The organism is Pseudoalteromonas sp. S2893, from assembly GCF_005887105.1.
GTDB lineage: Bacteria > Pseudomonadota > Gammaproteobacteria > Enterobacterales > Alteromonadaceae > Pseudoalteromonas > Pseudoalteromonas atlantica.
In genome coordinates, this window is the sequence record NZ_PNCY01000028.1 from 17566 (window position 1) to 31921 (window position 14356).

The following is a 14356-nucleotide window of genomic DNA, read 5'->3' on the forward strand; positions in this document are numbered from 1 at the left end:
ATACCCATCGTGTTACGTTATTAGCCCTTTATTTAGCACGCTAGAATGGCTAAATATTTTAGGCAATTAGTATTACATAATTTACCCGCCCATTTTCATGTTGAGTAACGGCGCGAGCACGTTTCCTTCTCGTCCCATCCGGGTGTGATAAACCTGGCGATAAGCAAACACGTTTTTTACGTAATCTCGCGTTTCTCTATACGGGATCAGCTCAACCCATAGCTCTGCTGGTATGGCTTCGTCAGGTAACCAGCGTTTAATACGATGATACCCTGCGTTATAAGATGCCGTAGCAAGTATTTCATTACCTTTGTTTTTCTTTTTTAAGTACTGCAAGTAACTAGTACCTAAGCGTATATTGGTTTTAGGTTGGTACAAACGCGTACTCGATACCCTTGCTTTATTAACGTATTCTGCCGTACTAGGAAGCAATTGCATTAAACCACGCGCATTTGCATGCGAACGCGCATCTGGTGCAAACGAGCTTTCGCGCCGTGCAATTGCAATACTCCACGCGGGGTCTATTTTGCTGCGTTTACTGTAGCGCTCAAATATATCTTGAAATGCAAACGGAAAACGCAGTTCAACATAATCCCATGCTTTAATTTTAGCTAACGTGAAAATAACGTTATCGTGCCAATTGTTTTGCGCTGCAACCTTTGAGGCAGCTAGTTTTTCTTCATCAGTAGAGGTGTTCGTTAAGTAATTCCATTCTCTGCGTGCAGAGGTAAAACGCTCGAGTTCGTAAAGTGCTTTTGCACGTTTAAAGCCCGGCGCATTCTTCACCTTCTCTACTAGTTTTTGATCAACCTGCAAAGGCTGATTGTTTAAATCAACCGGCAGTCCTAATCGAGCTGCCGCTAAAAAACCATAGTAATCGCGGTTAGCGGCCACTTTAGTCCAAATTTCGTCTGCTTTTTGTTGCTCGCCTCGCTTAGCATAGCTATAAGCAAGCCAATATTGCTGGCCTAAACTTAAATCATCTTTACCTGTAAAAAAAGCCGCTATGCCTTCCCAGTCTTGGGTTTTAAGCATATTACCAAGTTGCCACTGAATTAACTTTCTGTCTTGTCGCGCTTTTGGCACCTTATTAAGCCAAAAACTGGCCTGTTTATGCCCACTTGAAGCAAGTGATAAAGCAAACGTGTAATATAAATCTGCTTTTTCTTCATCGCTGTAGGTAAACATTTTTTCTAGCTTTTGCCAGGCTCTTAAAGCCAGCGCTTTATCGCGCCAAATTAAACGCTTAACACCATAAATGGCTATTTGCGCTTCTTTTGCCGACTTAGTTTTATAACGATACAAGCCTGCGGCCGCACTAGGGTCGCGGCGTACTTTTAAGTATAAATCGGCTAAGTAACGCTCGTTTTTAGGTAACAACGTTTTTAAATAAGGGAGTAAACTTTGCGTACCGCCCTGCGCTGCAAGCGTTATGCGCTTCCATATAAGTTCATTATTTAAATAGCCTTTTTTGCGCCAAAGCGAAAATAGCGGGTCGCATTCATTCGGTTGCGACTTACCCACCGTCCATAAATCGGTAACCTGATTAAAAATGGCTTTTTCTGGCGCCCCTAAATCAAGCTGAAAATCTAAAAACGTGCATGTTAGCGCCGCGTTAGACGTTTCTCGGTAGTTTTTTATATAAGCTGCTTTTTTATTGTTTTTTTCAAGATACTCTAACCACGCTTTACGTACCGGCCACTCAAGCGGGGTATGTTCATAAATGGTTAGGTAATCTTCAATTTCGCTTTGGTATTTAAAATTGGGATGGCGTTGCCAATATGTTTTTTCGACATACGGCTTTAGCGGGTGGTCTAACCCGCTTATTGCTTCTTTAAAGTCTTGGTAGCTCCCATAGCGCACTTTTTTTTCAGCATCTAAAAACGCGTCATTATCGATACTCGCTTGGGCAGAACTAAAAGGAAGAATAAAGGCAGCTGCCACAGCGCTTAATAAAAATTTTTTCATAATATCCTTTAGGTTTAACGACCTGTCAGGGTTAATAATTTCCAGTTTGAGACACTAAAACAATAATGAGAGTGCCTTTAATAAAGTATGAACAACATTTAATTTACGCACTCATAATAATTAATGAGTACCTTTATCACATTCCAGTACACCTTAGCACCAAACCAGCTATATTTTAACCAACCGTTTGTAACCGAGTTAAATTTTTCGTTGCATTTTAATTTTAAAGCAAGCACACTGGTCGAAATGCAAACTCATCGTACCAGTCTTAGTTCGTCAACTAGGGAGAATAATAATGTTATATAAAAGCGATTCCTTTGAAGTTAGCTTCCTAAAGGAAAACATCGCCGAGTTTAAGTTTTGTGTTGCAGGCTCTGTAAACACACTATCTCAGCAAACTCTTTCAGATTGTGCAGCAGCATTAAAAGAATTAGCGTCTAATTCTGATATCAAAGGCATGATTTTCACCAGTGATAAAGATCACTTTATTATTGGTGCAGATATCTTCGAATTTTTACCAACATTTACTAAACCAGAAGAAGAATTAGTAACGTGGATCAAAAACGCAACCGACGTTTTTGACGCAATCGAAGACTTACCATTCCCAACTCTTAGCGCTATAAATGGCTTGGCACTTGGCGGCGGCTGTGAGTGGGCACTTGCTACCGATTATCGCGTTGCAAGCGAAACCGCTAAAATGGGCTTACCAGAAGTTAAACTAGGTATAATGCCTGGTTTTGGTGGCACAGTACGCTTACCACGCATTATTGGCGCAGATAACGCCATGCTTTGGATTACCTCAGGCAAAGAAAACCGTGCCGCTGATGCCCTAAAAGTAGGTGCGTTTGACGCCGTAGTTAGTGCTGACAAACTTTTAGAGTCAAGCCTGGCAACACTTGAATTAGCAATTGCCGGCAAACTAGATTGGCAGGCAAAGCGCGATGTTAAACTTCAGCCACTTAAATTAAACCGTGTTGAGCAAGGCATGAGCTTTGCGATGGCGGAAGGTATGGTAATGGGTAAAACCAAAGGCCACTATCCTGCTCCGGTTATGGCAGTTCGCACTATTAAAGCAGCGGCCAACTGTACTCGCGATGAAGCAATGGCAATCGAAAATGCTAACTTTGCAAAACTTGCGCGCACTAACGAAGCAGCTGCGCAAACCGGTATTTTCTTAAATGACCAGTTTATTAAAGGTAAAGCACGCAAACTTGCTAAGCACAGCGATGTAGAAATTAAACAAGCGGCTGTATTAGGCGCAGGTATTATGGGTGGCGGTATTGCATACCAGTCTGCTTATAAAGGTACCCCAATTGTAATGAAAGACATCCAACAGGATGCGCTTGATTTAGGTATGGGTGAAGCATCTAAACTACTGGGTGCAAAAGTTAAACGCGGCCATATGCCAATGGAAAAAATGCTGGCAACGCTTAGTAAAATTAAGCCAACGCTTAACGATGCAGACCTACAAAACGCCAACATTATTGTTGAAGCGGTTGTAGAAAACCCTAAAGTTAAGCAAGCGGTATTAGCTGACCTTGAAAAGAACATGCCAGAAGACACAGTACTTACATCAAACACATCGACTATTTGTATAGACTTACTTGCAGAAGCGTTAGATAAACCAGAAAACTTCTGTGGTATGCACTTTTTCAACCCAGTGCCAAAAATGCCATTAGTAGAAATTATCCGTGGTGCAAAAACCTCTGATAAAACAATTAATGCAGTTGTTGATTACGCGCTTAAACTTGGCAAGTCTCCCATTGTTGTAAACGATTGCCCAGGCTTTTTTGTAAACCGTGTTTTATTCCCTTACTTTGCAGGCTTTAGCAAATTAGTTGTTGAAGGCGCTAACTTTGCAAAAGTAGATAAAGTAATGGAAAACGTATTTGGCTGGCCAATGGGCCCGGCTTACCTGCTTGATGTTGTAGGTATTGATACGGCGTATCACTGTACTGGCGTAATGGCTGACGGCTTCCCTGAGCGTATGGCACGCGCAGAAAAAGATCCGGTGACTGTTTTTGCTAACGAAAAACGTTTTGGTCAAAAGAACAAAGCAGGTTTTTACAAGTACGAAACAGACCGTCGTGGTCGTCTTAAAAAATCAACTGATGCAACAGCAGTTGAGCTACTAGCGCCAATTACTGATGCACCGAAAGAATTTGATAAACAAGAAATTATCGACCGTTGTATGATCCCAATGATCAACGAAGTGCTTCTTTGTTTACAAGAAGGCATTGTTGCTTCTCCTCAAGAAGCTGATATGGCCCTTGTATACGGCGTTGGTTTCCCTCCATTTAGAGGCGGCGCGTTCCGTTACTTAGATCAAACAGGTTTAGCTAACTTTGTTGCAGCAGCAGACAAATATGCTCACCTAGGTGCGATTTACCAAGTATCAGAGCAAACTCGCAAATGGGCCGAAGAAGGTCGTGTTTTCTATAAGGTGGAAGGTTAATATCATGAATAATCCAGTAATTGTAGATTGTATCCGCACACCAATGGGTCGCTCAAAAGGCGGCGTATTTAAAAACAAGCGTGCAGAAGATTTAAGTGCTCACCTTATGAAAGGGTTATTAGAGCGCAACCCAGCAGTTGACCCTGCATCAATTGACGATATTTATTGGGGCTGTGTACAGCAAACATTAGAGCAAGGCTTTAACGTTGCACGTAACGCATCACTGCTTGCAGGTATTCCACACTCAGTACCTGCTACAACCGTTAACCGTTTATGTGGCTCGTCAATGCAAGCATTGCATGACGCAGCACGCGCTATTATGACAGGCGCTGGCGACACTTACCTTATTGGTGGTGTTGAGCACATGGGTCACGTTCCAATGACTCACGGTAACGATTTTCACCCAGGCTTAGCTACATCAATTGCACAAGCTTCTGGTTCTATGGGCTTAACAGCTGAATACCTTGCTACTATTCACGGAATTAGCCGCCAGCAGCAAGACGAATTTGCATACCGCTCACATCAACGTGCACATGCTGCAACAGTTGAAGGCCGTTTCCGCCGCGAAATTTTAGCAATGGAAGGTCACGCAGCTGATGGCTCTTTAATTTTAGTTGAAGATGATGAAGTAATTCGCCCTGAAACAACGGTTGAAGGTTTATCTCAGCTTCGCCCAGTATTTAACCCGGCTTCTGGCTCGGTTACTGCGGGTACGTCTTCTGCTCTTTCTGATGGCGCATCAGCCATGTTAGTAATGAGCGAAGAAAAAGCGAAAGAGCTTGGCTTACCAATTCGTGCACGCGTTAAAGCAATGGCTGTTGCCGGTTGCGATCCATCAATCATGGGTTACGGCCCAGTACCAGCAAGTAAAAAAGCACTTGCACAAGCTGGTATTACTATTGATGACATTGACGTAGCAGAGCTTAACGAAGCATTTGCAGCACAATCACTGCCTGTACTTAAAGACTTAGGTTTAGCAGACGTGGTTGATGAAAAAGTGAATTTAAACGGCGGCGCAATCGCACTTGGTCACCCACTAGGTTGTTCAGGTTCGCGTATTAGCACCTCGCTTATTCACTTAATGGAAGATAAAAATGCAAAATATGGTCTAGCCACTATGTGTATTGGTTTAGGCCAAGGCATCGCGACTGTATTTGAACGTGTTCAAGACTAAGTATTAACTTCAACATGTAAACCATCTTGGTGATTAAAAAGGCGAACTAGCGCAAGTTAGTTCGCCTTTTTTTATTCCACCAGCTTATTGCTGATATGAATAATGTGATCGGGTGTATTAAATTTAAACCAGATTATTTTTTACTGTATTACGCTTACCCGTTATATGCAAAACAGTTAACCAAACAGATTAATTGCGCTAAACTACCCGACCAAACCAAGCCGCGACTATTTTTACAGGTAACTTTTTATGAGCTTTGATAATCCCGATCACCAATTAGACGCCATGGGCCTACGCTGCCCAGAACCTGTAATGATGTTACGCGCTGCAATTCGTAAGATGAACGACGGTGAAACGTTATTAATTACCGCTGATGACCCATCAACCACTCGCGATATTCCAAGTTTTTGTACATTTATGGATCACACGCTGGTGGCCACAGACGCCGATGAAGCACCGTATAGGTATGTGGTGAAGAAAGGTTTATAGGTTTGAAAGTTGGTTTAGTAAGTTGGGTTATTTTTGAATATTTAACGCATCGTTAAGAACTTAAACCAGATGTAGGTTGGGTTGAGTTTTACGAAACCCAACTTGTTTTATAACACCGAAATTTTATTCATCATACAAAGTGTATGAATCATTATTGCACTCCCAATCTTGGCTTAGTTTTGAATTTTTAACGTATTGATGAAAGCTTGAAAATGGCCAATCACTCACTTTAATAACATGGTTATGTTTCACCGGGTTGTAGTGAATATAATTAATATGATTATTTAAGTCTTCTTCATCTCTAATTTTATGTTCCCAATAGCGACGCTGCCAAATCCCGCGCTCTCCTTTCGCTATTCGACTTTTATTACAAAACTCTGTTGCTGGCAGCTCTCGAGAAAAACCTGATTTTATAAGTCGCCAACGCATTGCGTAATTACTATCACCTTTAGGTAATTGCCAAATAGCATGAAGATGATCGGGCATGATAACAATTGCAATCGTCTTTATTGGATGCTTTTTTGCCACCTTTGAATATACACGGCGTAATAACTCTATATTTTCCACAAGCAAAGGCTGAGATCTATCTTCTAAATTTACCGTAAAAAAATAACATGCGCCCGCCTCTAACATACGTTTATAACGCATATTTTTATCCATAAAATAAACAGATAAATAAGAGTATAGATTAGTTTTGTTAATTATAATCAAGACAAGTTTACGTAACTCAACGTATTTGATAACCACCAGCACAGTTCTATTCGCCGCATATGTTGGGTTTCGTTTCACTCTACCCAACCTACTTAAAATCTACTTATCTTTTATCGCGCTTTTGGTTTACGACTGTAATTAATACTAACTAAGCTCATTGATTTGATTGTATATTTATAGCAGTCAATAAAAATTATTATTGATGTAGGTTGGGTTGAGTTTTACGAAACCCAACGTATTTGATAACCACCAGCACAGTTCTATTCGCCGCATATGTTGGGCTTCGTTTCACTCTACCCAACCTACAACGTCCTTGTCACAAATCTATAAGCCCACTCGGGCAGCTAAAAGCTGACGGCTTATAGCTTACAGCTCTTACTTCTTCGTTATCGTCACTTTCGGCTTATCATAGTCACTGTAATCAATACTTACTATGTATGTGCCTTTTATTGCAGGTGAGTAACTAAAGTAATTATAAATAGTATTACAGTCTGCAAGCACGCGTTGGCCGAGCGTTAGTTTTTGTCCTGCTGGTTGGGTATCGCTGTAGCCACAGTTATAGCCTTCACTAAAGTCGGCATCGGCTATTTTAAATTCGTACACTTTACCTGGGGTACTAAATTTAACTTCTGCTTGGTAAAGCGCGCCGCCTACTGGCATAAACTGGTACTGAGGCTCTGCATCCCAAAGCGTAAAATCGCCTCTTAGGTAAACTGTTTTATCCAGCTCTTGCTGTGGCAGTACGTCGTTAATAGACACTTGGCTAGTACACGCTGTGAGTAAGCCGGCTATGGCAAGCGTTAAAATTCGTTTCATTGGCATCATTAATGGGTTTCCTTCGTTCTGTTAAAACTAAAAAGCCAGCAATACGCTGGCTTTTTATTGGCTTAAGCGGTGTTATTTTTGTAGTACAGATATATCTGCAATATCTAAAAATAAGCGGCTTAACTGGCTTAATAGTGCGAGGCGATTTTGCTTTACAGCTTCATCGTCGGCCATAACCATGACGTTGTCAAAAAAGTTATCAACACTTTGGCGAATACCAGCCAATTGGCTTAATGCCTCTTGGTAGTTTCCATCGGCGTAAAGTGGTGCAAGCTCAGTTGCAAATTTTGCTACTTGTGATGCTAATACTTTTTCAGCGTCATCGCTTAATAGGCTCTCATCAACATCACCTTCAGTGGTAATGTTATTTTTAGCTAGTATGTTACCTACACGCTTATTCGCTGCTGCAAGCGCTTCTGCGGCGTCTAACGTACGGAAGTGGCTTACTGCTTTAACACGACGGTCAAAGTCAGTAGGTTTAGTAGGACGACGTGCCAGTACTGCTTGAATAACATCTACTTCAATGCCTTCGTCTTGATACCATGCGCGGAAGCGCCCTAGCATAAAGTCAAATACGTCGGTTGATACATTTAGGTTAGTAAGCTTTTCGCCAAACAGTGTTTGTGCTTTTGCTACTAGGTCTAAAATATCAAGCGGTAGCTCTTTTTCTACCATGATACGCAGTGCACCAATGGCAGCTCGACGAAGTGCAAATGGGTCTTTGTCACCTTTTGGTGCTTGGCCTATACCAAAAATACCCACCAGCGTATCAAACTTATCTGCAATTGCTACTGCACAGCTGATTAGGTTTGTAGGTAAATTGTCACCTGCAAAACGCGGCATGTATTGCTCGTTTTGTGCAATAGCTACATCTTCTGCTTCGCCATCAAAGCGTGCATAGTGCATACCCATTACACCTTGCACGTCGGTAAATTCCATTACCATTTCGGTCATTAAGTCTGTTTTACTTAATAAGCCAGCACGTTTTGCAAGGTCTTTGTCGGCGCCTAGTTGCTCTGCAATGTAGCCGGCAAGTTCGCTAATACGTACAGATTTATCTTTAAGCGTACCCAACTGCTTTTGGAATAAAACAGTATCGAGTGATTCTAGGCGGCTTTCTAGAGTTTTCTTTTTATCTGTTTCAAAGAAGAACTGCGCATCAGCTAAACGTGGGCGCACTACTTTTTCGTTACCAGATATAACTACACTTGGATCTTTACTTTCGATGTTAGATACAAACAAAAACTTATTTAAAAGTTTGCCGTTTTGATCTAATAGCGGGAAGTATTTTTGATCATCCTTCATGGTGTAAATTAGCGCTTCGGCAGGTACATCTAAAAATGCTTCTTCAAATGTTGCCGTTAACGTTACTGGCCATTCTACTAGTGAAGTAACTTCTTCTAATAAGTCTTCATCCATTGCAACAACCGCATTCACTGCGCTTGCCGCTTCTTCTATTTGTGCACGGATTTGCGCTTTACGTTGTTCGTAATCAGCAATAACGTAGGCTGATTTTAATACGTCGAACACGTCATCTGCATGGTTAATGGTGATTTTTTCTGGATGATGAAAACGGTGGCCTTGTAACTGATTAGTTACTTGCTTACCTAAAATTTCGCCTTCAATAAGTTCATCACCAAATAAAATAGTTACGGTATGAACTGGGCGAATAAATTGTGTTTTATTTGCGCCCCAACGCATTGGCTTAGGTATTGGCAGCTTTGCTAACGACTTTGCAATGGCATCGCTCATCAGCGTTTTGGTTTCTTGTCCTGCTACTTTAGCAATATGTAAAAGCCAAGCGCCTTTATCGGTCTCAAGAGTTTGTGCTTCACTTACGTCAATACCACAACCACGTGCCCAACCCATTGCTGCTTTAGTTGGGTTACCTTCGCTATCGAACGCTGCTTTAGTTGCAGGGCCACGCTTTTCTACTTCTTTATCTTGCTGCTTTGCTTCAAGCGCTTTTACTTGTAAACCTAAACGACGAGGTGATGCATACCAGCTTACGCCTTCATGCCCAAGCTCTAGTGTTTCAAGCTCTGCAGTTAAGTTTGCGGCAAAGGCTTCTGCTAATTTGCGCAGTGCTTTTGGTGGCAGCTCTTCGGTGCCAATTTCTACTAATAAATTTTGTGCTGACATGCTTACTTATCCTTACACAGCGGGAAACCAAGCGCTTCACGTGCATCGTAATAGCTTTGTGCACACGCTTTTGATAACGCTCGAACGCGTAAAATATAACGCTGACGTTCGGTTACTGAGATTGCATGACGCGCATCGAGTAAGTTAAACGCGTGCGATGCTTTCATTACTTGCTCGTAAGCAGGTAGTGGTAAATTTGCTTCTATTAGCTTTTGGCTCTCAGCTTCACATTTATCAAACTGTGCAAATAAGTCATCTACGTTTGCGTGTTCAAAGTTGTAAGTAGATTGTTCTACTTCATTTTGATGGAATACATCGCCGTAAGTTACACGCCCTAATGGACCGTCTGCCCATACTAGGTCGTATATACTGTCTACACCTTGAATGTACATTGCTAAACGCTCTAGGCCGTAAGTAATTTCACCGGTTACAGGAGAGCATTCTAAGCCCCCTACTTGCTGAAAGTAAGTAAACTGCGTTACTTCCATACCGTTTAGCCAAATCTCCCAACCTAAGCCCCATGCGCCTAGTGTTGGCGATTCCCAGTTATCTTCTACAAAGCGTACTTCGTGCGTTAGGGTATCAATTCCCATCGCTTCTAGTGAGCCTAAGTAAAGCTCTTGAATGTTATCTGGTGATGGCTTTAAAACTACCTGAAATTGGTAGTAATGCTGTAAGCGGTTTGGGTTTTCGCCGTAGCGGCCATCGGTAGGACGGCGACACGGTTGTACGTATGCGCTCGACATTGGCTCAGGGCCAATAGATTTTAAGAATGTTTGCGGGTGAAATGTCCCTGCGCCCACTTCCATATCAAGTGGTTGAATAATGACACAGCCTTGCTGCGCCCAATAATCCTGTAAAGCCAGGATCAAACCTTGAAAGGTTTTAACGTCATATTTTTGCATATTTGGCTTTTTACTATCTGAAAGTAGCGTGAAAATTACCCTCAGTATACCTTGTGCACACGCAGGTTTTAAGCAGTTTGTGCGGTTGTTAAAATAAAAAAGGAGCCATTAGGCTCCTTTTAAGATGTAAGTATAATTTTTTACACGTCTAAGTTAACTACGCGAAGTGCGTTGGTTTCTATAAACTCACGACGAGGCTCAACTTGATCGCCCATTAATGTTGCAAACAATTGATCTGCCGCTACAGCATCTTCAATTGTTACTTGTAACATACGACGAGCGCTAGGATCCATTGTGGTTTCCCACAGTTGGCTAGGGTTCATTTCGCCTAATCCTTTATAGCGCTGAATATAGATCCCGCGCTTAGATTCTGCGATCAACCATTCCAAAGCATCCACAAAGTTATCAACAGGTTTTGTTTTCTCACCACGTTGAACATATGCGCCTTCTTTTAAGATGTTTGCGATCTTCGTGCCAGTAACAGCAATGCGTTGGTAGTCACGTGATGCAATAAAGTCGTAGTGTAATACGTGTGCTTTATCCACACCGTGCTGACGAATATTCACAACCGGGAAGTACAAGTTGCGCTCTGCATCATGCTCTGTTCCAGCGTGGAAAATTGTCGCATCTTCATCACGTTCAACTAAGTCATCAACAAGCTCTTTAGTCCACTCAATTACCTTAGCTTCGTTAGATAAGTCTTCTACTTTTAACTCGCTTTGGTAAATCAAACGTTCCATTACCGTGTTAGGGTATTTACGTTTTAAGCGCTCAATGACTTTAACTGTGTTTTGGTAATCTTGTACTATTTGCTCAAGCGCTTCACCTTCAATTGCACTTGCATCTTCGCTTGTGTAAAGCGCTGCATTATTTAGTGCAAGTGATGTTAGGTACTCTACAAGTGCAGGATCGTCTTTAATATAACGCTCTTGCTTACCTTTTTTCACTTTATAAAGTGGCGGTTGTGCAATGTAAATATAACCACGCTCAACAATTTCTGGCATTTGGCGATAGAAGAATGTTAGTAGCAATGTACGAATGTGAGAACCATCCACGTCCGCATCGGTCATGATAATGATGCTGTGGTAACGTAGTTTTTCTGGGTCATATTCATCACGGCCAATACCACAACCTAGGGCTGTTATTAGCGTTGCTACTTCTTGTGAAGAAAGCATCTTATCAAAGCGTGCTTTCTCTACGTTCAAGATTTTACCTTTAAGTGGCAAAATTGCTTGGTTTTTACGATTACGACCCTGCTTGGCTGAACCGCCAGCTGAGTCACCCTCCACTATGTATAGTTCAGATAATGATGGGTCTTTTTCTTGGCAGTCAGCTAATTTACCAGGTAAACCTGCTAAATCCATAGCGCCTTTACGACGAGTCATTTCGCGGGCTTTACGGGCCGCTTCACGTGCTCGTGCTGCATCAATAATTTTACCAACAACAATTTTGGCATCCATTGGGTTTTCTAATAAGAAATCAGAAAACTTTTCAGCCATTGCTTGCTCAACCGCAGATTTAACTTCGCTTGATACTAGCTTGTCTTTAGTTTGTGATGAGAACTTAGGATCAGGTACTTTAACACTTACAACCGCAGTTAAGCCTTCACGCGCATCATCGCCCGTTGCATTACTGGTTGTTTTAGCTTTTTTGTTAAAGCCTTCTTTTTCCATGTAGTTATTAAGTGTACGTGTTAGCGCAGATCTAAAGCCGGCTAAGTGAGTACCACCATCACGTTGTGGAATGTTATTAGTAAAACAGTAAATGTTTTCTTGGAAGCCATCGTTCCACTGCATTGAAACTTCAACGCTAATACCATCTTCTTCACGCTCGTGAGTAAAATGGAATACACCTTTATGTACAGGTGTTTTATTGCGGTTTAAGTATTCAACAAACGCTTGAATACCGCCATCATATTTAAAGTGGTCGGTTTTATTTTCTTCGCGTTCATCAGATAAGATGATGCTTACACCAGAGTTCAAAAACGATAGCTCACGTAAACGCTTGGCTAAAATATCGTAATGAAAATCAAGGTTTGTAAATGTTTCGCCACTTGGCCAAAAACGCAGTTCAGTACCCGTAGTGTCAGCATCGCCAATAACAGCTAATGGAGCGTTAGGTACGCCCATGCTGTAAGTTTGCTCGTGCAATTTGCCTTCACGACGAATAGTAAGAGTTAGTTTTTCTGATAATGCATTTACTACCGATACACCAACACCATGTAAGCCACCAGATACTTTATAAGAGTTATCATCAAACTTACCACCGGCATGAAGTACCGTCATGATAACCTCGGCAGCAGACACACCTTCTTCTTCATGGATAGAAGTTGGGATACCACGACCGTTATCTCTTACAGAGACTGAACCGTCTAAGTGAATCGTTACATAAATATCATCACAATGACCTGCTAAGGCTTCATCGATAGAGTTATCAACGACCTCAAACACCATGTGGTGTAAGCCTGTGCCATCATCGGTGTCCCCTATATACATTCCAGGACGCTTTCTTACTGCGTCTAATCCTTTAAGTACTTTAATACTCGACGAATCATAATTCTCAGACATGGTTAATCCCACTTATCTTGTTATTAGGTTGCCATGTTTCACGTGGAACATTTGTAGTTCTCGTTGCATGGGTTCCACCACAGCAGAAATACTTTCAGACAAAATTGAAGAAATAAAAATTTGAGAACTGCAATGAGCCAATAATTGTCCCACTTTCTCTTTTGTATCCTCGCCTAACTCTGAAGGTAGATCATCTATTAGCAATATAGATTGCTTATCTGTCTCTGACTCAATTAAACTATTTTGCGTTACTTTTAACGCATAAAGCAATAACTTCAATTGACCGCGTGAAAACGTATTCTCTACACTGTTGCCAGCGACACTAAAACTAAAATCGGCCTTATGAGGGCCTTTACTTGTAAAACCTTGGCGAGCGTCTCGCTCAAAGTTTTGCTCTAATGCATCACTCAAAGACTCACTGTCTTTCCAGCCTGCATTAAAGTTGATTTCTAAATCGCGTATAAGCGTTAATTCTGCACACATTTTATCAAAAAACTGCTGCTTAAACCTACTTATATACGCCATTCTTAATTTATTTATTTGTTCTGCCAGTCTAACAAATTCTTTGTCCCAAAACCTAATTTGGTCAAAATAATTCTTTGGCTTACTTTTTAATAATGCATTGCGTTGTTTAAGCACTTTATTAAACGATTGCCATAAATAAAAAAACTCATGTTCCACGTGGAACAAACCCAAATCTAAAAACTTACGTCGCTCTTTCGGGCCACCAAAAAACAATGAATAGCTTTCGGGTGTAATAATTTGCACAGGCATTAACTGTGCAAGTTCAGAGATTTTTCTACTGGCTTTGCCTTGTATTTTTAAATTAGTTTCACCACTTTGGGTTTTACTAATTCCAATAGGAATAGACAAGTCGTGTAGCGCTTTGCGGCCATGTATTACAAACTGATCTTGCTGATGTTGAATAATACTTTTATGTTTAGGTGTTCGAAAAGATTTGCCGTGAGAAAGGTAATAAATAGCCTCTAAAAGGCTGGTTTTTCCGCTGCCGTTTTCACCATAAATTATATTAACGCCGTTGACTGGTTCTAGCGTCAGTGCCTCAATATTACGAAAATACTTGAGGCTCAAGTGACTTAAACTCATTTATAATGGGTAT

Annotated in this window: 10 protein-coding genes; 3 read left to right on the plus strand and 7 right to left on the minus strand. The window is 41.3% G+C overall.

Annotated elements, in window-relative coordinates; genetic code table 11:
* Nucleotides 1-81: 81 nt before the first annotated feature.
* A complete protein-coding gene (locus tag CWC04_RS13080; protein ID WP_138685630.1) occupies nt 82-1968 on the minus strand; it encodes a transglycosylase SLT domain-containing protein in 1887 nt (628 codons plus the stop codon).
* A gap of 295 nt (nt 1969-2263) precedes the next feature.
* Between CWC04_RS13080 and fadB the strand changes: the two genes are divergently transcribed.
* From fadB to tusA, 3 genes are all read left to right on the plus strand, one after another.
* Nucleotides 2264-4423, plus strand: a complete 2160-nt coding sequence (fadB, locus tag CWC04_RS13085; protein WP_138685631.1) for a fatty acid oxidation complex subunit alpha FadB — start codon at nt 2264-2266, stop codon at nt 4421-4423.
* Nucleotides 4424-4427: 4 nt separating this feature from the next.
* The gene (gene fadA / locus CWC04_RS13090) at nt 4428-5597 is read left to right on the plus strand and encodes an acetyl-CoA C-acyltransferase FadA (RefSeq protein ID WP_004588050.1); all 1170 of its coding nucleotides are present in this window, start codon (nt 4428-4430) and stop codon (nt 5595-5597) included.
* Nucleotides 5598-5846: 249 nt separating this feature from the next.
* The gene (gene tusA, locus CWC04_RS13095) at nt 5847-6086 is read left to right on the plus strand and encodes a sulfurtransferase TusA (RefSeq protein ID WP_004588051.1); all 240 of its coding nucleotides are present in this window, start codon (nt 5847-5849) and stop codon (nt 6084-6086) included.
* Between the two features lie 123 nt (nt 6087-6209).
* Here the strand turns inward: tusA and CWC04_RS13100 are convergent, their stop codons facing one another.
* The 6 genes from CWC04_RS13100 to recF form a co-directional block, all read right to left on the minus strand.
* A complete protein-coding gene (locus CWC04_RS13100) occupies nt 6210-6734 on the minus strand; it encodes an REP-associated tyrosine transposase (RefSeq protein WP_138685640.1) in 525 nt (174 codons plus the stop codon).
* Between the two features lie 438 nt (nt 6735-7172).
* Nucleotides 7173-7622: an early set domain-containing protein gene (locus tag CWC04_RS13110; protein ID WP_138685632.1), complete on the minus strand. Its 450-nt coding sequence runs from the start codon at nt 7620-7622 to the stop codon at nt 7173-7175.
* A 72-nt stretch (nt 7623-7694) separates the two neighbouring features.
* Entirely contained in the window at nt 7695-9764 is a 2070-nt protein-coding gene (gene glyS / locus CWC04_RS13115; protein ID WP_004588054.1) for a glycine--tRNA ligase subunit beta, read from the minus strand.
* Nucleotides 9765-9766: 2 nt separating this feature from the next.
* A complete protein-coding gene (gene glyQ, locus CWC04_RS13120) occupies nt 9767-10669 on the minus strand; it encodes a glycine--tRNA ligase subunit alpha (RefSeq protein ID WP_004588055.1) in 903 nt (300 codons plus the stop codon).
* Nucleotides 10670-10809: 140 nt separating this feature from the next.
* Entirely contained in the window at nt 10810-13236 is a 2427-nt protein-coding gene (gene gyrB, locus CWC04_RS13125) for a DNA topoisomerase (ATP-hydrolyzing) subunit B (RefSeq protein ID WP_138685633.1), read from the minus strand.
* Nucleotides 13237-13248: 12 nt separating this feature from the next.
* Nucleotides 13249-14343 (minus strand): DNA replication/repair protein RecF, encoded by a 1095-nt coding sequence (gene recF, locus CWC04_RS13130; protein WP_024032132.1) that lies wholly within the window; start codon nt 14341-14343, stop codon nt 13249-13251.
* Between the last annotated feature and the right edge of the window lie 13 nt (nt 14344-14356).